This is a genomic window from Methylobacterium currus (genome assembly GCF_003058325.1).
GTDB classification, from domain to species: domain Bacteria; phylum Pseudomonadota; class Alphaproteobacteria; order Rhizobiales; family Beijerinckiaceae; genus Methylobacterium; species Methylobacterium currus.
In genome coordinates, this window is the sequence record NZ_CP028843.1 from 4,824,040 (window position 1) to 4,842,945 (window position 18,906).

The window sequence follows — 18,906 nt, forward strand, 5'->3', positions numbered from 1 at the left end:
GTGTACCAGCTTACAGAGGGCGGCGTGATCGATGTCTCGGCGATCATGCTGGCCAACCCTTACGCTCGCGAGGTCGTGGCCGATCCGAATGTGTCCCAGGCACAGATGCGTATGGCGGTGAGAACCGCAATCCTGCTGGCGCAGCCCGTTCGCGATATCAGGCGCTCGCGCGGGCGGCCGGGTACCGCGGGAGGACCTTGCCTCGGCTAGAGCGCTGTGCGATCGGCCTGCAACGGCCAAGTTGGTTAGGGCGTTGGCTGGGTGAAGGAGCCAGCGATGACCTCACCCTTGTCCGTCGATCTGCGTGAGCGTGTGGTGTCCGCTGTCATAGCGGGTGCGTCCTGCCGCCAAGCTGGCGAGCGGTTCGGTGTCAGCGCCGCCAGCGTCAGTCGCTGGCATGCCCGCCATTTCCGGGACGGCCACGTCCGGCCCAAGCCGATGGGCGGCGACCAGCGCTCGCACGTCATCGAGGCTCACGCCTCGCGGATCCTGAGGCTGTGCGAGAAGCGCGGCAACATCGTGCTGTCGGAACTGCGCGACGCCTTGGCCGAGCAGGGCGTCACCTCCAGCACCAGCAGCCTGTCGCGCTTCCTGGCCCGCCATCGCATCACCCGTAAAAAGGGGCGCTCCACGCCGCCGAGCAGGACCGTCCGGACGTAGCGGAGGCCCGCCAGGCGTGGTTCGAGGGCCAACTCGATCTCGATCCGGACCATCTGGTGTTCATCGACGAGACGGCGGCCTCAACCCGGATGGCGCGCCGCTATGGCTGGGCCCCGCGCGGCCAGCGCTGCCGCCTGCCGATGCCGTGCGGGCACTACACGACCACCACTATCACGGCGGCTCTGCGCACGAGCGGCCTGACGGCGACGGCGATCTTCGAGGGGGCCACCAACGGCCGGCGCTTCCTGGACTACGTCACCGACACTCTGGTCCCGGCGCTCCGGCCAGGCGACACGGTGATCCTCGACAACCTCCAGGCCCACAAGGTGGCGGGCGTGCGCGAGGCCATCGCGGCGGCCGGCGCGCGGGTGGTGTACCTGCCGCCCTACAGCCCGGAGTTCAATCCGATCGAGCAGGCCTTCGCCAAGCTCAAGACGTTGCTGCGCACCGCGGCCGCGCGCACGGTAAAAGCGCTGCAGGACGCGATCCAGCAAGCCTTCGCCGCCTTCACCCCGCAGGAGTGCCGCAACTACATCAATGCAGCCGGATACCAGAATGACTGCTACGTTTCAGACTGATCGGGCGACGCTCTAGGAGGCTCAGAACGAGGAGGTCGACACTCAGTCCACCCGCGTCACCGTCTTGACCGCTCCCGGCCCTCTCGCTCGTTCCAGAGCTCCGTCAGGGTCCGGGCCTCCCGCTCGATCACCGTGTAGGCTGCCAATCTCCATCCGGCGTCCCGGTCGAGCACGTCCCAGATGCAGCCGGCGTCGTAGAGGAAGTTGTTGAACTCTTCAACTATATCGAAATCCATTTGGCGTACCCGTCGCTGATGTCTCGTATTAGCCTCGGTTATATTAATTGTCAATAGTAAATATGAGAGCAACTGGAGTATTTATCCAACCGTCCGGCGGTAGACCTCGGCGCTAGTGCATTGACGCATTCAGATGATTCACGTCAGGCGTGAGGCATGCGAGTCTGAGGCATGGCTCAGACTGTCTGCGTGATTCCCAGCGCCGCCGACCTGGCGCACCTGTCCGCCATCGTCGCCGATCGGGCGCAGCCCCTCAAGCACATCCAGCGCGCCCGCATCGTTCTGCTCTCGGCCGAACGCCTCTCCGTCCTCGACGTCGCCCGCCAGGCCGGCGTCAGCCGGCCAGCCGTCTGGCGCTGGCAACAGCGCTACGCCGAAGAAGGCGTCGAGGGACTGCTGCGCGACAAGACCCGTCCGCCTGGCAAGCCGCCCCACTCCACCGACACCGTCGCCGAGGTGCTGGCGCTGACCTGCTCCGAACCGCCCGGTGAGGTCACCCACTGGACCGGCCGCGCCCTGGCGCAGGCCGTCGGGATCTCCTTACGATCGGTCCAGCGCATCTGGGACGCACACCGCCTCCAGCCACATCGGGTCCGCAGCTTCAAGCGCTCGAACGATCCAGCCTTCGCCGAGAAGGTCGAGGACATCGTCGGCCTCTCCATGGATCCGCCGCGTCATGCCGTCGTGCTCTCGCTCGACGAGAAGAGCCAGATCCAGGCCCTGGAACGCACCCGTCCGAGCCGACCCGTCACGCCAGGTCGTCCCGTCACGCCAGGTCGTCCCGTCACGCCAGGTCGTCCCGAAACCCAGACCCACGACTACGTCCGTCACGGTACCACGACGCTGTTTGCCGCGCTCGACGTGCTGGAGGGCACCGTGATCGGTCGCTGCATGCAGCGTCATCGCCACGACGAGTTCCTGCGCTTCCTCAACACTATCGAGGCCGCGGTGCCGGCCGGCAAACTGATCCATGTGATCCTGGACAACTACGCCACCCACAAGCACCCGAAAGTGCGAGCCTGGCTGGCCCTGTCAGCGGGCGTTGAATACTCCCTGATTGTGGGCATCGAAAATTCCCTGGTCGGTGCCCTGGCCCGTAGGGTCGCGACGCCCCGCGCCCTCTCGGGCTTTTCCATCCTCAGCCACCATGCCTGCCGATACCGATCGGCTGGGAGCGACGAGGATGGTTCTGCTGGGAGAACTCGTCATGATCTTGGACCTGCACCGACAGGGCCTGTCCGTCTCCGCCATCGCCCGCCGGACCGGCCGCGATCCGAAGACGATCCGCAAGTACATCGAGCGCGGCCTCGAGCCGCCGGCCTACGGCCCGCGTCAGCCCGGCCGCCCGAGCAAGCTCGCGCCCTATCTCGATTATCTGCGCGAGCGGATCACCGCCTTCCCCGACCTGAGTGCCGTGCGCCTGACCCGCGAGTTGCGCGAGCGCGGCTACACCGGTGCCTACACCGCGGTGAAGCGGTTCGCCGCCGCGATCCGGCCGCCCGAGGCCAAGCCCTACGAGGTCCGCTTCGAGACCCCGGCCGGCCAGCAGGCGCAGGTCGACTTCGCCCGCTTCCTCGTCACCTTCACGGATGCGCCGGACACGACCTGCATCGTCTGGCTGTTCTCGCTGGTGCTCGGCCATTCCCGGCACATCGAGGCGCGCTTCGTCCTGCATCAGGACCTGCAAACGCTGCTGCGCTGTCACATGCAGGCCTTCACCGCGATCGGCGGCGTGCCGATCGAGATCCTCTACGATCGCATGAAGACGGCGGTCACCGGCGAGGATGCGGACGGCCACATCGTCTACAACCGATCCCTGCTGGCACTCGCCCAGCACTACGGATTCCTGCCGCGCGCCTGCCGCCCGTACCGGGCCAAGACCAAGGGGAAGGTCGAGCGACCGTTCTCCTACATCCGCCAGGACTTCTTCCTCGCACGTTCCTTCCGCGACCTCGACGACCTCAACCGCCAGCTTCGGAGCTGGCTCGATACCGTCGCCAACGTCCGCTTGCACGGCACCACGCAGCGGATCGTCTCGGAAGCCTTCGCCGCCGAGCGGCCCGAGTTGCAGCCCTTGCCGGCTCTGCCCTTCGACGCTCTGCTCACGCTGGAGCGGCGCGTCAGCCACGATGGCCTCGTCTCGATCGGTGGCAACTATTACAGCGTACCGGATCGGACCCGGCGCGTCGTCGAGGTGCATCAGTTGCCCGACACGATCCGCATCCTCGATGGTGGCCGGCTCGTCGCGAGCCATCCGATCCTGGAGGGACGACGGCAGTACCGCATCGACCCCGACCATCGGCAAGGCACGGCCGCTCGGGCCATGCGCCACGGCCATCCCGACAGTCTGCCGATCGGCCGCCATGGCGATCACGTCGCCCGGCGCTCGCTGGCTGTCTACCAGGCAGTCGGCGAACGGCTCGCCGGCGGGATCGGAGGCCAGCGATGAGCCGCACCGCATCCTGTGCCATCACGACCCTCGACAGCATCAAGCGCAGCTTGGTCGGCCTGCGCATGCCGCGCGCCCTGGAGGTGCTCGACGCGACGGTCCGGCGCATCGAGCAGGGCGAGATCGACGGCTTGGCCGCCCTCGACGTGATCCTGACCGAGGAACTGACGCTGCGCGAGAACCGCCGCGTGAAGACCGCCCTGCTGGTCGCGCGCCTGACCACGATCAAGACGCTGTCCGGGTTCGACTTTGCCTTCCAGCCCTCGCTCGACCGCGAGCGCGTCCTGGCGCTGGCGGAACTGACCTTCATCGACCGGGCCGAGGTCGTCCATCTGCTCGGACCACCCGGCACCGGCAAGAGCCATCTGGCGATCGCGCTCGCCGTCGAGGCGGTCAAGGCCGGGCGCAGCGTCGTGTTCTCGACGCTGGCCGACCTCGTGACCTCGCTGGCCAAGGCCGAGCGCGACGGCTCCCTGCGCGAGCGCATCCGCTATCTCTGCCGGGCCTCGCTGCTGGTCGTGGACGAGATCGGCTACCTCCCCGTCGTCCCCGGTGGCGGCAACCTGTTCTTCCAACTCGTCAACGCGCGCTACGAGCGCGGGGCGATGATCCTGACTTCGAACCGCGGCTTCGCCGAGTGGGGCGAGGTGTTCGGTGATCCGGTCGTGGCGACAGCCCTGCTCGACCGACTCCTCCACCATGCCGTGGTGATCCAGATCGAGGGGGCGAGCTACCGCCTGCGCCAGCACGCCGACCTCGTCCCCGAGCACGTCCGCTCCAAGGCCCTGATCGTTCCGCCGCCCGCACCCAGGCGTCGCGGTCGTCCACCCGGAAAGGCTGCCTCCGATCACACGGCCGGCTGATCACCGATCCGCACCGAACCCGCCGGCCAGGGAATTTTGAAAGCCCACAATTGCGGAGACTTCGGTGCCCGTTGACAGGCCCGGCATCCGCGCTGGATCTTCCACTTCACTCCGACCTCGGCCTCGTGGATGAACGCGGTCGAGGGCTTCTTCTCGGCCTTGACCCGGCGCAGGCTGAAACGTGGCAGCTTCAGCGGGATCGTCGACCTTCAGGCTGCGATCAACCGCTACATCACCGAGCACAACGACAGGCCAAAGCCCTTCGTCTGGACCAAGCCGGCCGCCGCCATCCTCAATGCCGTCAACGGCAACGCTGCACCATCCGAATGAGTCAGTGCACTAGAGCGTCGCCCGATCAGTCTGAAACGTAGCAGTCATTCTGGTATCCGGCTGCATTGATGTAGTTGCGGCACTCCTGCGGCGCGAAGGCGGCGAAGGCTTGCTGGATCGCGTCCTGCAGCGCTTTTACCGTGCGCGCGGCCGCGGTGCGCAGCAACGTCTTGAGCTTGGCGAAGGCCTGCTCGATCGGATTGAACTCCGGGCTGTAGGGCGGCAGGTACACCACCCGCGCGCCGGCCGCCGCGATGGCCTCGCGCACGCCCGCCACCTTGTGGGCCTGGAGGTTGTCGAGGATCACCGTGTCGCCTGGCCGGAGCGCCGGGACCAGAGTGTCGGTGACGTAGTCCAGGAAGCGCCGGCCGTTGGTGGCCCCCTCGAAGATCGCCGTCGCCGTCAGGCCGCTCGTGCGCAGAGCCGCCGTGATAGTGGTGGTCGTGTAGTGCCCGCACGGCATCGGCAGGCGACAGCGCTGGCCGCGCGGGGCCCAGCCATAGCGGCGCGCCATCCGGGTTGAGGCCGCCGTCTCGTCGATGAACACCAGATGGTCCGGATCGAGATCGAGTTGGCCCTCGAACCACGCCTGGCGGGCCTCCGCTACGTCCGGACGGTCCTGCTCGGCGGCGTGGAGCGCCCCTTTTTACGGGTGATGCGATGGCGGGCCAGGAAGCGCGACAGGCTGCTGGTGCTGGAGGTGACGCCCTGCTCGGCCAAGGCGTCGCGCAGTTCCGACAGCACGATGTTGCCGCGCTTCTCGCACAGCCTCAGGATCCGCGAGGCGTGAGCCTCGATGACGTGCGAGCGCTGGTCGCCGCCCATCGGCTTGGGCCGGACGTGGCCGTCCCGGAGATGACGGGCATGCCAGCGACTGACGCTGGCGGCGCTGACACCGAACCGCTCGCCAGCTTGGCGGCAGGACGCACCCGCTATGACAGCGGACACCACACGCTCACGCAGATCGACGGACAAGGGTGAGGTCATCGCTGGCTCCTTCACCCAGCCAACGCCCTAACCAACTTGGCCGTTGCAGGCCGATCGCACAGCGCTCTAGTGGCCCTTTCCGACGAGCACAACCGCAGCATCCACTCGTTGCTGATCGAGGCTGTCGACAAGCTGCTGGGCAAGCGCCGGAAGAAGCTGTTCGCGGAGGAGAGCGGGATCAGCCCTTGATCGTCAGGGCGGCGTCACGGGACAAAACGATGAAGGTGAGCCCGGCGCCCCGTAAGGGGAAGATCGCGACCCGCCTCGGGTTCGAGCACCCCATGACCGCTGCAAGCTCATCAACCGGAGTAGCTCAGATCCGTGTTGCGCCCGTGTTGCGTGGAGCCGTCGACGGCCCGGCGTAACTCGTTGTAAAAGCTGCACCCGTGTTACAGGCAATTGCAACACGTTTCGACAGACTAGCGGACACGAAAAAGCCCGCTAAATCATTGACCGAGCGGGCTAAACGGGTGGTAGCGGAGGAGGGATTTGAACCCCCGACACAAGGATTATGATTCCTCTGCTCTGACCAACTGAGCTACTCCGCCGCGCGGTGGCCGGTTCGTGTCCGGCTCTGCGGTGGCGCGGATATAGGGGGAGGCGGCGGGCCCTGTCAAGGAACCGTCGCAGGTCTTTTCGCGCCCCGTTGGTCACAGCGAGGCGCGAGCGGACTCAGAGCGTGTCGCCCAGGATCTCGGCGACCTGGGGGATGTCCTTGTCGCCGCGGCCGGAGAGGTTCACGACCATCAGGTGGTCGCGCGGCAGGCGGGGGGCGAGCTCCGTGACCTTGGCCAGCGCGTGGGCGGGCTCGAGGGCCGGGATGATGCCCTCCATCAGCGAGCAGAGCCGGAATGCCTCCAGGGTCTCCGTATCCGTGGCCGACAGGTAGGTGACGCGGCCCATCTCGTGCAACCAGGCGTGCTCCGGGCCGATCCCCGGATAGTCGAGGCCGGCGGAGATCGAGTGCGCGTCGGCGATCTGGCCGTCGCCGTCCATCAGCAGGTAGGTGCGGTTGCCGTGCAGAACGCCGGGCTTGCCGCCGGTGAGCGAGGCGGCGTGCAGGCCGCTCGACACGCCGTGGCCGGCCGCCTCGACGCCGTAGATCGCCACCTCGCGGTCGTCGAGGAAGGGGTGGAACAGCCCCATGGCGTTCGAGCCGCCGCCGATGCAGGCGATGAGCGAGTCCGGCAGGCGGCCCTCCTGCTCCAGCATCTGCGCCTTGGTCTCGACGCCGATGATGGACTGGAAGTCGCGCACCATCGCCGGGTAGGGATGCGGACCCGCCACCGTGCCGATGCAGTAGAAGGTGTCGGCGACGTTGGTGACCCAGTCGCGCAGGGCCTCGTTCATCGCGTCCTTGAGGGTGCGGGTGCCGGATTCGACCGGCACCACCTCGGCGCCGAGCATCTTCATCCGGAACACGTTCGGCTTCTGCCGCTCGACATCGACCGCGCCCATGTAGACGACGCATTTGAGGCCGAAGCGGGCGCAGAGCGTCGCGGTGGCGACGCCGTGCTGGCCCGCCCCCGTCTCGGCGATGATCCGCGGCTTGCCCATGCGCCGGGCGAGCAGGATCTGGCCGAGCACGTTGTTCACCTTGTGCGAGCCGGTGTGGTTCAGCTCCTCGCGCTTGAAGTAGATCTTCGCGCCGCCGAGGTACTCGGACAGCCGCTCGGCGAAGTAGAGCGGGCTCGGCCGGCCGACATAATGGGTGAGGTAGCCGGTCATCTCGGCCTGGAAGGCGGGATCGGCCTTGGCCGCAGCATAGGCCTCCTCCAGGGCGAGGATGTTCGGCATCAGCGTCTCGGCCACGAAGCGGCCGCCGAAAATGCCGAAGCGGCCGCGCTCGTCGGGGCCGGTGCGGAACGAGTTCGGGGTCTGGAGAGCGGTCACGGCTGGAACTCTTCGTGTCTGAGAGGTTTAGGGGGGTCACGTCCTCGGCGGCGGGGCTTACGCCCTTCGGGCCACGCGAGCAATTTGCGGTTCGGACGCAGCCCCTGCGGCGGCTTTGTCTGCGCCTGCGGCAGCCTTGTCTGCGCCCGCGGCAGCCTTGGCTGCCGCCACGAAGGCGGCGATGCGGTCCGGGTCCTTGCGGCCGGGGCCGGCTTCGACGCCCGACGAGACGTCGACCGCCTGCGCCGCCGTCACCGCCAGGGCCTCGGCGACGGTCTCAGGGGTCAGTCCGCCGGAGAGCATGAACGGGTGGTCGCGGCCACGGCCTGCGAGCAGGGACCAGTCGAAGGCGTGGCCGTTGCCGCCGGGCAGGACCGCGCCGGGGGCGGGCTTGGCGTCGAAGAGCAGCCGGTCGGCGATTCCGGCGTAACGGGCGGCGCGGGCGAGGTCGTCGGCGGTGGCGATGCCGAGCGCCTTCATCACCGGGCGGCCGGTGCGGGCCTTCACGGCCGCCACGCGCTCCGGGCTCTCCGTGCCGTGGAGTTGCAGCCAGTCCGGGTCGAGGGCCGCGAGCACCGCCTCGACGAGGGCATCGTCGGGATCGACCAGCAGGGCGACGCGCTCGGCCCGGCCGCGGGCCTGCCGCGACAGGGCCGCGCCGAGGGTCAGGTCGACATGGCGCGGGCTCTTCGGGAAATGCACGAGGCCGATCATGTCGGCGCCAGCGGCCAGCGACGCCTCCAGCGTCTCCGGCGTGCTGAGGCCGCAGATCTTGACGAGTGTGGGAGCAAACGACATCCGCTCCCTATACGCCGATCCGCCCGCGCCCGCACGTGCCGCGGAGTCTCAAGGGTTCCGCGTCAGGCTCTCCCACACTGCGGCGGCGGCGGCGAGGTCCTCGATCGCGGCGCCGACCGACTTGAACACCGTGATCGCCTCTGGGCTCGGCCGCCCGGGCGCCTCACCGCGGCACAGGGACGCGAGGTCGCCCGCCACCGCCTCCGGCGTCAGCGCTCCGGACGCGATCGCCACGGCCACGTCACCGCCCTTCCTGAGGGCGTCGGGCGTGTCGACATAGACCGGCCCGCGCTGGAGGGCCTCGTCGTCGGCCTCGCGCATCGTGGGCGTGAAGGCACCGACGAGGTCGAGATGGGCGCCGGGCCGCAGCCAGGCACCGCGCACCAGCGGCTCGGTCGAGAGGGTGGCGCAGGAGACGAGATCCGCTTCCCCCACCGCCGCCGCGAGGTCGGTGACGGGGTGAGCGTCGATGCCCTCCGCGACGAGGATCGCCGCCAGGCGCTCGGCGCCTTCCGGCCGGCGATTCCACACCGCGACGTCGCGGATCGGCCGCACCGCGGCATGCGCCCGCACGAGGAAGGGGGCGAGCGCACCGGACCCCACCATCACCATCCGGGCGGCATCGGCCCGGGCGAGGTGGCGGGCGGCGAGGGCCGAGGCGGCCGCGGTGCGCCACAGGGTCAGGCGGGCGCCGTCGAGGAGGGCCAGCGGCCGGCCGTCGCGCCCGTCGCAGAGCAGGACCCCGCCCTGGATCGTGTCGAGGCCCCTGGCCGGGTTGCCCGGGAAGAGGGTCAGGATCTTGACCCCGACATAGTCGGCCGTCCAGGCCGGCATCAGCAGCAGCGAGGCCCCGTCGGGGGCGGTCTCGATCGCGTGGTGATGGCGCGTCGGCGCCGTCGCGCCGGCCCGGAAGGCCGCCGCGAGGGCATCGATCATCCGGAGCGGGGTCAGCGCCGCGTCGATCTCGGCCTCGCCGATCAGGCGCATCTCAGGCGCGGCTGACCGGAGCCGGCAGCGCGGTGCGGCCCGGGGCGTTGGCCGAGGCGGTCTGGCGCAGGCGCTCGGCCTCGTTGCGCAGCCGGGCGAGCTCGCGGCCCTTGGCGCGCCGGTCGCGGCGGGTGTCGCCCTGGCCGAGCCAGGAGCCGATGCCGCCGACCACGATGCCGACGGCCACCGCGGCGAAGATCAGCGCGTAGAGCGGCATCGGCATGCTGAAGGCCGGCGTGCCGTTGGAGAACGGATCGAAGGACAGCATCACCGGCTGGCGGTTGGCCACCGCCAGCAGCACGACCACGATCGCGATGGGCAGCAGGATCAGGCCCTTGAGGAAGCGGATCATCGGGAAACCCGGTCTTTCGTCGGTGATGCGGAAGGGGAGCGGGACCGCCGGACGGAAGACCCGTGCGGCAAATGTCGTGTGGCAAGTGTAACGCGCGCCGGCCCCGGGGCCAGGGGCGATCCGTCAGCTCGCCGCAGCCTCGGCCCGGCTCGGCTCGTCGGCGCCGATCCCGGCGGCGTTCAGGCGCAGGCGCATCTCCTTGCCGGTCTTGAAGACCGGGATCGCCTTCTCGGCCACCGCCACGGCGGCGCCGGTGCGCGGGTTGCGGCCGCGCCGTGCCTCCCGGCGCTTGACCGAGAAGGCGCCGAAGCCGCGCAGCTCGACCCGGTCGCCCCGGGCGAGGGCGTCCGCGATCGTGTCCAGGATGGCGTTGACGATGTTCTCGACGTCGCGCTGATACAGGTGCGGGTTCTGCTCGGCGATCTTGAGCACCAGCTCGGACTTGATCATGGGCGGTATGGTCTCGACTGAGGCGGGGCCGGCCGGGGGGGAGGCGCGAGAGGCTTTTTCCGAGCTTTTACGGCCGCCAGACCGCCAGCAGGCCGCCCTGGGTCAGGCTCTCCGTCTCGGCGCCGGCCTGCCGCAGCCGCGCGGCGAGGTCGTCGTAGCCGAGGAGCCCGGCACTGAAGGCCGCGGCCGAGAACAGGCCGAAGCGGTTGTCGGAGCGCGGCTTCCAGTCCCGCACCGGCAGGTCCTTGGCCACGCCCTTCTCGCGCTCGAGCCACGCGACGGCCTGGCGTTCGCTGCCGGTCTCGTCGATCAGGCCGAGGGGTACGCTCTGGCGGCCGCTGAACACCCGTCCGTCGGCCACCGCCTTGATCTGGTCCGGATTCATCTTGCGGCGCTCGGCCACCAGGTCCTTGAACCAGCCGAAGGTGTCGCCGACGATCGCCTGCAGGGCGGCGCGGGCCTCCGGCGGGGTCGGGTGGAAGCCGCTCGGCTCGGCCTTGAGCGGCGAGGACTTGATCTCCTCCACCTTCACCCCGGCCTTGTCGAGGAGGCCGGAGAGGTCAGGATATTGGAACAGCACGCCGATCGAGCCGACCAGCGCGGTCTCGCGCGCCACGATGTGGTCGGCGGCGATCGCCGTGATGTAGGCGCCCGAAGCCGCCGTGCCGTCGACGAAGGCGACGACCGGCTTCTTCTCGGCGAGCTGCCTCAGGTTGCGAAAAAGCTCTTCCGAGCCGGTGGTGGTGCCGCCCGGCGAGTTGATCGACACGACGACGCCCGAGACGGCGCTCGAGTCGCCGACGCGCTTCATCAGCTCGCGGGTCTTCTCGCTGCCGGCGATGAAGCCGTCGATGCTGATGCGGGCGATCTGCGGCGTGACGGCGGAGAGCCCCCTGCCCCCGGCCGCCCGCCAGCCGACGGCGCCGGCGGCGACGATCAGCGCCCCGACCCCGATCGCGCGCCAGACAGACAGCTTCCGGCGCAAGGAGCGCCGGTCGAGGAGAAGTTCGGCATCGATGGCCATGCGGCGCCCGTATCCTGGTCAGAACTCCGGAAGGCGGCACGGCCGCGGGTCGTTTCCCGCAAGTCCTTGGCGCGCCTCGCTCCCGGCGTGTTCTACCCCCGGCCGTCGCGCAGCGGCAAGAGCGGGAATGGCGGCATCCCCCTCCCCGATCGCGGTAATTCGGACATGAGAACGCCCGCGCGGGAGGCTTTCCCGCGCGGGCGCTCGATCTCCATGGGGGGTTCCCGGGCCCGTAGGACCCGGGACGTCCCTTACTTCTTGTCGCCGGCCCGAGCCTTGAGGGCCGCGCCGAGGATGTCGCCGAGCGAGGCGCCCGAATCGGCGGAGCCGTACTGGGCGATCGCCTCCTTCTCCTCGGCCATCTCGAGGGCCTTGATGGAGAGCTGGACGCGGCGGGCCTTGCGGTCGAACTGCGTCACGCGCGCATCGACCTTCTCGCCGGCGGCGAAGCGCTCGGGGCGCTGGTCGTTGCGCTCGCGGGCGAGGTCGGCCCGGCGGATGAAGGCCTGGAGGTCGGAATCGACGATCTTGACCTCGATGCCGGAGTCCTTGACCTCGAGCACCTCGCAGGTGACCACCTGGCCCTTGCGGATGCCCTCACCCGCATCGGCGAAGGGATCGCCGGCGAGCTGCTTGATGCCGAGCGAGATGCGCTCCTTCTCGACGTCGACGTCGAGAACCTGGGCGCGCACCACGTCGCCCTTCTTGAACTCGTCGATGACCTGCTCGCCCGGACGGTTCCAGTCGAGGTCCGAGAGGTGGACCATGCCGTCGACGTCGCCCTCGAGACCGATGAACAGACCGAACTCGGTCTTGTTCTTGACCTCGCCCTCGACCTCGGTGCCCGGCGGGTGCTTCTCGGAGAAGGCCTCCCACGGGTTCTGCAGGGTCTGCTTCAGGCCGAGCGAGATGCGGCGCTTGACCGGATCGACCTCCAGGATCTGAACCTCGACCTCCTGGGAGGTGGAGACGATCTTGCCCGGATGGACGTTCTTCTTGGTCCAGCTCATCTCCGAGACGTGGATCAGGCCCTCGATCCCCGGCTCCAGCTCCACGAAGGCGCCGTAATCGGTGATGTTGGTCACGCGGCCCTTGAGCTTGGCGTTGACCGGGTAGCGGGCGGCGATGCCCTCCCACGGATCGGCCAGGAGCTGCTTGATGCCGAGCGAGATGCGGTGCGTCTCGTGGTTGATCTTGATGATCTTGACCTTGACGGTCTGGCCGATGTTGACCACCTCGGACGGGTGGTTGACGCGGCGCCACGCCATGTCGGTGACGTGCAGCAGGCCGTCGATGCCGCCGAGGTCGACGAACGCACCGTACTCGGTGATGTTCTTGACCACGCCGTCGATGACCTGACCCTCTTCGAGGTTTGCCACCAGCTCGGAGCGCTGCTCGGCCCGGCTCTCCTCGAGCACGGTGCGGCGCGACACCACGATGTTGCCGCGGCGGCGGTCCATCTTGAGGATCTGGAACGGCTGCGGCGTGCCCATCAGCGGGGTGACGTCGCGGACCGGACGGATATCGACCTGCGAGCGCGGCAGGAACGCCACGGCGCCGTCGAGGTCGACGGTGTAGCCGCCCTTGACCTGGTTGAAGATCGTGCCGGTGACGCGCTCGTTGTTCTCGAACGCCTTCTCGAGCTTGACCCAGCTCTCCTCGCGGCGCGCCTTGTCGCGCGAGATGACGGCCTCGCCCAGCGCGTTCTCGATGCGGTCGACGTAGACCTCGACCTCGTCGCCGACTCCGATCGGCTGGTCACGGCCGGGGCCCGTGAATTCCTTGAGGGCGACGCGGCCCTCGGTCTTGGCCCCGATGTCGATGACGGCGACGTCCTTCTCGATCGCCACCACCCGACCCTTGACCACGGAGCCTTCCGTGATCTCGTGCTCCCGGAACGACTCTTCCAGGAGGGCGGCGAAATCCTCGCGGCTCGACGCGGCGCCTTGCAAACCTGCGGACATTGATGCTCCTTATCGTCCCGCCCTATCCGGGGGGACGGCGCCGGCGGCTCGTATGAACGGGCCGCTTCCGCCCGCCGGAGTCCCGGGAGACCCCCGAGGGGGCCATCGGAACCGCCGCTCCCCGAAACGTGAAGGGGCGCGGGCCGGCGCATGATCGACGGGCGAAAACGTGTTTTTCGGAGATCCGGCCGGCGCGCCGCGGAAGCTCGTCGCTCCGCGGTCGGCATCCCGGCATCGGACCACCGGAAGTTGGGCCGATACACGAAAAGCATTCCCCCGGCAAGGCGTTGCCGCCGACCGGACGCGGCATTTCGGCGGCGCGGGCCCGGCTTGCCGATACGCGCGACTCTGGGTTACCCATCCCTAACCTGAAACAATTCTGATGTTCCGGGTGCCGGCGGCCCGGCCCATGGGCCGGGCCGCCCAAGGAAGCAAGAGCACGCCGGTCCAGGCGTGATCCGGGAGGAACGAGGCGCGGGCCTGGATGGCCCTCGCGCCGCGAGACGGAACGTGAATCGACAGGGAGGCGAGGCGCCGCGACCGGAGCCATGTCCGCGGGGCGCCCCGACACTGCCTCCCGAAGCCGGAGGGCGACGATGATCAAGCTCAACGTGAACGGTGAGGAGCGCCGCTTCGACGGCGATCCCGACATGCCGCTGCTGTGGTACCTGCGGGACGAGCTCGGCCTGACGGGCACCAAGTTCGGCTGCGGCGTCGCGGCCTGCGGCGCCTGCACCATCCATGTCGGCGGCACCGCGATGCGGGCCTGCCAGACTCCGGTCTCGGCCGCCGACGGCCAGCCGGTGGTGACGATCGAGGGCCTGTCCCCGGACGGCAACCACCCGGTCCAGGCCGCCTGGCGCGACCTCAACGTGGCGCAGTGCGGCTACTGCCAGACCGGGCAGATCATGCAGGCGGCCGCGCTGCTCAAGGACACCCCGAAGCCGACCGACGCCGACATCGACGCCCAGATGAGCGGCAATCTCTGCCGCTGCGGCACCTATCCGCGCATCCGCGCCGCCATCAAGCAGGCGGCGGGGCTGACCCCGAAGGCCGGCCAGGGAGATCGCCTGTGATCCAAGACCTCTCCTTCTTCACCGCCGCGCCGGCCGAGGAGCCGGATTCCGCGATCGTCAAGGCGTCTCCCGGCCAGCTCAGCCGTCGTGGCCTGCTGGCGGGTGCCGGCGCCCTGGTGCTGGCCTTGTCGCTGAAGCCGAAGGACGTGCTCGCCGCCGATCCGCCGAAATTCGGCGCCGACGGCATGCCGCATGGCTGGCGCGACGACCCGACCCTGTTCGTGGCGATCGCCCCCGACGGCACCGTGACGGTGACCTGCACCCGCTCGGAGATGGGCCAGGGCGTGCGCACCTCGGTGGCGTTCGTCGTCGCCGACGAGCTCGAGGCCGACTGGGCCAAGGTCAAGGTCGCCCAGGCGCATGGCGACGAGGAGCGCTTCGGCAACCAGGACACCGACGGCTCGCGCTCGCTCCGGCACTTCTTCATGCCGCTGCGCCGCGCCGGTGCGGCCGCCCGCACGATGCTGATCGAGGCCGCCGCCAAGCAGTGGGGCGTGCCGGCCTCCGAGGTGAATGCGGAGAACCACGCCCTCGTCCACGCCAAGTCCGGGCGCCGGATCGGCTTCGGCGACGTGGCGCAGGCGGCGGCGAGCGTGCCGGTGCCGGACCGCGCGTCGGTCAAGCTCAAGGATCCCTCGGCCTTCCGCTACATCGGCAAGGGCCGCGTCGGCCTGATCGACAATGTCGGCATCACCACCGGCAAGGCGCAGTACGGCCTCGATACCCGCGTCGAGGGCATGCTCTACGCCGTGGTCGCCCGCCCGCCGGTCTTCGGCGGCAAGGTCAAGAGCTTCGACGAGGCGGCGGCCATGAAGGTGCCGGGCGTCGTCAAGGTCGTGACCATCGATCCGCCGGCCCCGCCCTACGAGTTCATGCCGACCGGCGGCGTCGCGGTCATCGCCCGCAACACCTGGGCGGCGATCAAGGGCCGCGAGGCACTGAAGCCCACCTTCGACGACGGCCCGAACGCTGCTTACGATTCCGACGCCTACCGGGCCACCCTGGAGGAGGCCGTGCGCAAGCCCGGCAAGGTGGTGCGCCGGGAGGGCGACGTCGACGCGGCGATGAAGAAGGCGGCCAAGCGCCTCGAGGCCGAGTACTACATCCCCCACCTCGTCCAGGCCCCGATGGAGCCGCCGGCCGCCACGGTGCGGATCGCCAAGGACGGCAAGATCGAGGCCTGGGGCTGCGTGCAGTCGCCGCAGGCCGCCCGCGACCGCATCGCCAAGCGCCTCTCGATCGACCCCAAGGACGTGACCGTCAACGTCACGCTGCTCGGCGGCGGCTTCGGCCGCAAGTCGAAGCCCGACTACTTCGTCGAGGCGGCGCTCTGCTCCAAGGCGGTCGACGGCGCCCCGGTCAAGATGACCTGGACCCGCGAGGACGACCTCCATCACGGCTACTACCACACCGTCTCGGTGGAGCGGCTGGAGGCCGGCCTCGACGACAAGGGCATGCCGATCGCCTGGCTGCACCGCAGCGCGGCCCCGACCATCGGCTCGACCTTCGTGGCCGGGGCCAACGAGCAGATCCCGATCGAGCTCGGGATGGGCCTCGTCAACGTGCCGTTCAACATCCCCAACATGCGGATGGAGAACCCGCCGGCCGACGCCCATGTCCGCATCGGCTGGTTCCGCTCGGTGTCGAACATCCCGCGGGCCTTCGCGGTGCAGTCCTTCATCTGCGAGCTGGCGCAACTCGCCGGCCGCGATCCGAAGGACTACCTCCTCGACGTGATCGGCCCGGCGCGGATCATCGATCCGGTCAAGATCGGCGACGCCTGGAACTACGGCGAGGATCCCTCGCGCTATCCCTTCGATACCGGGCGCCTGCGCAACGTGATCGAGGCGGTGGCGCAAGGGGCCGGCTGGGGCCGCAAGGTGGAGAAGGGCCGCGGCCTCGGCATCGCGGCGCATTACAGCTTCGTGACCTACACGGCGGCCGTCGCCGAAGTCGAGGTGTCGCCGAAGGGCGAGGTCAGCGTCCAGCGGGTCGACATCGCCATCGACAGCGGCCAGCAGGTCAACCCGGAGCGGGTGCGCTCGCAGCTCGAGGGCGCGGTGGTGATGGGCATGGGCCTGGCGCTCACCGCCCAGATCACCTTCAAGAACGGCCGCGCCGTCCAGGACAACTACGACACCTACGAGCTCACCCGCATCGACGCGGCGCCCAAGATCATCAACGTGCACCTCGTGCAGGGCGGGTCCTGGGACAAGCCGCTGGGCGGCGTCGGCGAGCCCGGCGTGCCGCCGGTGGCGCCCGCCATCGCCAACGCGATCTTCGCGGCGACCGGCCGGCGCATCCGCCAGCTGCCGATGCGCGACAAGCTGAGCGCGTGAGGATGTTCCCGCGGGGCCTCGCGCTCCGCGGGACTTGCGAGACGAGGGGCCGCCTCCCGCCGGGGGGCGGCCCCTTTTTTCTGCGATGATTCCCGTAGCGCGGAACCCCCGCCCCCGGGCCGGTGTTCGCGACCAAGGCTCTAAGACGCCAAGGTTCGGCGCCTGCCCCCTGCAACGACGGGAGAGACACGCCATGAAGCTCATGCTCGCCGCCGGCCTCGTGCTCGGTTCCTTCGCCGGCCTCGCCGGCCCCGCCCTGGCGGGCGCGTGCAGCACCGAGATCTCGGCGCTGGAGCCGCGCCTGACCGAGCAGGGCCGCGAGACCATCGCGGCCTCGAGCGGCGGCAAGGAGGTGGCTTCCCGGCGGGAGGCTCAGGCCGAGGCGGCGACCGAGAAGGGCACCAGCCCCTCCGCCCTGCCGAAGGGACCTGCTCCCGGCTCGGCCGAGACTCAGGCCACCGCCGACGTCGCCAAGGCCAGCGGCGGCGGCACCGGGGTGATGGAGGCCCGCGCCAGCCTCAACCGCGCCCGCGAGCTCGACAAGAAGGGCGACGAGGCCGGCTGCATGAAGGCGGTGTCCGATGCCAAGGAGCAGATGGGCAGGTCGTGATCCCCGGCCCGGTTTGATCCGTCTTGCGAGGTGAGGCAGCGCACATCGCGGTCCGGGCCGCCGGCTCAGGCCCTGGTCTGCTGCGCTGCAGCACCCACATCACCCGCGCATCGCCCGGCCCTTGAAGCCGGGCTCGATCCGGAGACTTCCGCCAGTGCCTTCCCTGTTCGATCCGATTCAGCTCGGCGCCATCGCGGCGCCGAACCGCATCCTGATGGCGCCCCTGACCCGCGGCCGTGCCTCCCGCACCCACGTGCCGACCCCGATCATGGCCGAGTATTACCGCCAGCGCGCCGGGGCCGGGCTGATCATCAGCGAGGCTACCGGCATCTCGCAGGAGGGCACCGGCTGGCCCTTCGCGCCGGGCCTGTGGTCGCGTGAGCAGGTCGAGGCCTGGAAGCCCGTGGTAGCGGCGGTGCACGAGGCCGGCGGGCGCATCGTCGCGCAGCTCTGGCACATGGGCCGGGTGGTCCATCCCGACTTCCTCGGCGGTCAGGCGCCAGTCTCGGCCTCGGCCACCACGGCGCCCGACCAGGCCCATACCTACGAGGGCAAGAAGCCCTACGCCCAGGCGCGGGCGTTGCGCGAGGACGAGATCCCGCGGCTCCTCGCGGACTACGCCAAGGCGGCCCGCAACGCGGTCGAGGCCGGCTTCGACGGGGTACAGATCCACGCCGCGAACGGCTACCTGATCGACCAGTTCCTGCGCGCGGGCACCAACCTGCGCCAGGACCGCTACGGCGGCTCCGTCGAGAATCGTATCCGCCTGCTGTCCGAGGTCGCCCGCGCCGTCGCTGAGACGGTCGGGGCCGACCGAACCGGCGTGCGCCTGTCGCCGAACGAGCCGATCCAGGGCGTCGACGACCCTGAGCCCGAGACCCTGTTCCCGGCGGCGGCCGCCGCCCTGTCGGAGATCGGCGTCGCCTTCCTCGAGCTGCGCGAGCCCGCCCCCGACGGCACCTTCGGCAAGCCGGCCCGTCCGCCGGTGGCGCCCGCCATCAAGGCCGCCTTCCGGGGCCCGCTGGTGCTGAACTCCGACTATGACGGTCCGCGGGCACAGGCCGCCCTCGACGAGGGCCGGGCCGACGCCATCGCGTTCGGCCGCCCCTACCTCGCCAATCCCGACCTGCCGGAACGGATCGCCAAGGGCGCGCCCCTCAACAAGGACGATTACAAGACCTGGTACAGCCAGGGTCCGGAGGGCTACACCGACTATCCGACCCTCGACGCCGCCTGAGGCAACGGCCCCCGGGGTGATCGTCCCTCCGCGTGCGGTGCAGCACGATCCGGCTTGACGCGCGGGCCAACGT

Annotated in this window: 16 protein-coding genes, 1 tRNA gene and 2 pseudogenes; 9 read left to right on the forward strand and 10 right to left on the reverse strand. The window is 69.7% G+C overall.

The features are described from left to right. Window positions 1–276: 276 nt before the first annotated feature. Window positions 277–1,238 (forward strand): IS630 family transposase gene (locus tag DA075_RS22360; RefSeq protein ID WP_099955087.1). Its coding sequence is split into 2 segments (ribosomal slippage): window positions 277–622 and window positions 622–1,238, totalling 963 coding nucleotides; the frame shifts between segments, so codons are not numbered across the junction. A 56-nt stretch (window positions 1,239–1,294) separates the two neighbouring features. Here DA075_RS22360 and DA075_RS22365 read toward each other — a convergent pair. Then, the gene (locus tag DA075_RS22365) at window positions 1,295–1,474 is read right to left on the reverse strand and encodes a hypothetical protein (protein WP_099955086.1); all 180 of its coding nucleotides are present in this window, start codon (window positions 1,472–1,474) and stop codon (window positions 1,295–1,297) included. Between the two features lie 171 nt (window positions 1,475–1,645). Between DA075_RS22365 and DA075_RS22370 the strand changes: the two are divergent. From DA075_RS22370 to DA075_RS22385, 4 genes and pseudogenes are all read left to right on the forward strand, one after another. Next, window positions 1,646–2,503: pseudogene (locus tag DA075_RS22370) on the forward strand (IS630 family transposase); the annotation flags it as partial. A gap of 154 nt (window positions 2,504–2,657) precedes the next feature. Continuing rightward, complete coding sequence (gene istA / locus DA075_RS22375) at window positions 2,658–3,923, forward strand: IS21-like element ISMex13 family transposase (protein ID WP_200602002.1); 1,266 nt, start codon at window positions 2,658–2,660, stop codon at window positions 3,921–3,923. After that, entirely contained in the window at window positions 3,920–4,786 is an 867-nt protein-coding gene (gene istB, locus DA075_RS22380) for an IS21-like element ISMex13 family helper ATPase IstB (protein ID WP_099952836.1), read from the forward strand. The genes istA and istB overlap by 4 nt, the downstream gene beginning before the upstream one ends. A gap of 78 nt (window positions 4,787–4,864) precedes the next feature. Further along, window positions 4,865–5,116 (forward strand): annotated as a pseudogene (locus DA075_RS22385) (IS630 family transposase); the annotation flags it as partial. Window positions 5,117–5,141: 25 nt separating this feature from the next. On the opposite strand, the gene DA075_RS22390 reads toward DA075_RS22385, so the two are convergent. The 9 genes from DA075_RS22390 to rpsA all read right to left on the reverse strand — a co-directional run bounded on the left by DA075_RS22390 (window position 5,142) and on the right by rpsA (window position 13,571). Beyond that, a protein-coding gene (locus DA075_RS22390) for an IS630 family transposase (protein WP_099955099.1) occupies window positions 5,142–6,103 on the reverse strand; the annotation gives its coding sequence in 2 pieces (ribosomal slippage) (window positions 5,142–5,758 and window positions 5,758–6,103; 963 coding nt in all). 471 nt (window positions 6,104–6,574) lie between these two features. After that, window positions 6,575–6,651 (reverse strand) — tRNA-Met (locus tag DA075_RS22395). 124 nt (window positions 6,652–6,775) lie between these two features. Further along, window positions 6,776–7,996 (reverse strand): tryptophan synthase subunit beta, encoded by a 1,221-nt coding sequence (gene trpB / locus DA075_RS22400; protein ID WP_099955100.1) that lies wholly within the window; start codon window positions 7,994–7,996, stop codon window positions 6,776–6,778. 57 nt (window positions 7,997–8,053) lie between these two features. After that, window positions 8,054–8,794 (reverse strand): phosphoribosylanthranilate isomerase, encoded by a 741-nt coding sequence (locus DA075_RS22405; protein WP_099955101.1) that lies wholly within the window; start codon window positions 8,792–8,794, stop codon window positions 8,054–8,056. Between the two features lie 48 nt (window positions 8,795–8,842). Continuing rightward, window positions 8,843–9,781, reverse strand: a complete 939-nt coding sequence (gene lhpI, locus DA075_RS22410) for a bifunctional Delta(1)-pyrroline-2-carboxylate/Delta(1)-piperideine-2-carboxylate reductase (protein WP_099955102.1) — start codon at window positions 9,779–9,781, stop codon at window positions 8,843–8,845. Window position 9,782: 1 nt separating this feature from the next. Next, on the reverse strand, window positions 9,783–10,133 hold the full coding sequence (locus tag DA075_RS22415) for a lipopolysaccharide assembly protein LapA domain-containing protein (protein ID WP_099955103.1): 351 nt from the start codon (window positions 10,131–10,133) through the stop codon (window positions 9,783–9,785). A gap of 123 nt (window positions 10,134–10,256) precedes the next feature. Then, window positions 10,257–10,583 carry an integration host factor subunit beta gene (gene ihfB / locus DA075_RS22420; RefSeq protein ID WP_048433052.1) on the reverse strand — a complete coding sequence of 109 codons (327 nt, stop codon included), beginning with the start codon at window positions 10,581–10,583 and terminating at the stop codon, window positions 10,257–10,259. Window positions 10,584–10,650: 67 nt separating this feature from the next. After that, window positions 10,651–11,607: a signal peptide peptidase SppA gene (sppA, locus tag DA075_RS22425; RefSeq protein WP_099955104.1), complete on the reverse strand. Its 957-nt coding sequence runs from the start codon at window positions 11,605–11,607 to the stop codon at window positions 10,651–10,653. Window positions 11,608–11,858: 251 nt separating this feature from the next. After that, window positions 11,859–13,571 carry a 30S ribosomal protein S1 gene (gene rpsA, locus DA075_RS22430; RefSeq protein ID WP_099955105.1) on the reverse strand — a complete coding sequence of 571 codons (1,713 nt, stop codon included), beginning with the start codon at window positions 13,569–13,571 and terminating at the stop codon, window positions 11,859–11,861. Window positions 13,572–14,167: 596 nt separating this feature from the next. Between rpsA and DA075_RS22435 the strand changes: the two genes are divergently transcribed. The 4 genes from DA075_RS22435 to DA075_RS22450 all read left to right on the forward strand — a co-directional run bounded on the left by DA075_RS22435 (window position 14,168) and on the right by DA075_RS22450 (window position 18,833). After that, complete coding sequence (locus tag DA075_RS22435; RefSeq protein ID WP_099955106.1) at window positions 14,168–14,647, forward strand: (2Fe-2S)-binding protein; 480 nt, start codon at window positions 14,168–14,170, stop codon at window positions 14,645–14,647. A gap of 53 nt (window positions 14,648–14,700) precedes the next feature. Continuing rightward, on the forward strand, window positions 14,701–16,986 hold the full coding sequence (locus tag DA075_RS22440) for a xanthine dehydrogenase family protein molybdopterin-binding subunit (protein ID WP_099956734.1): 2,286 nt from the start codon (window positions 14,701–14,703) through the stop codon (window positions 16,984–16,986). Between the two features lie 193 nt (window positions 16,987–17,179). Then, window positions 17,180–17,596, forward strand: coding sequence for a hypothetical protein (locus DA075_RS22445; RefSeq protein ID WP_099955107.1), 417 nt, complete (start codon window positions 17,180–17,182; stop codon window positions 17,594–17,596). A 154-nt stretch (window positions 17,597–17,750) separates the two neighbouring features. Beyond that, a complete protein-coding gene (locus DA075_RS22450; protein WP_099955108.1) occupies window positions 17,751–18,833 on the forward strand; it encodes an alkene reductase in 1,083 nt (360 codons plus the stop codon). Window positions 18,834–18,906 lie beyond the last annotated feature (73 nt).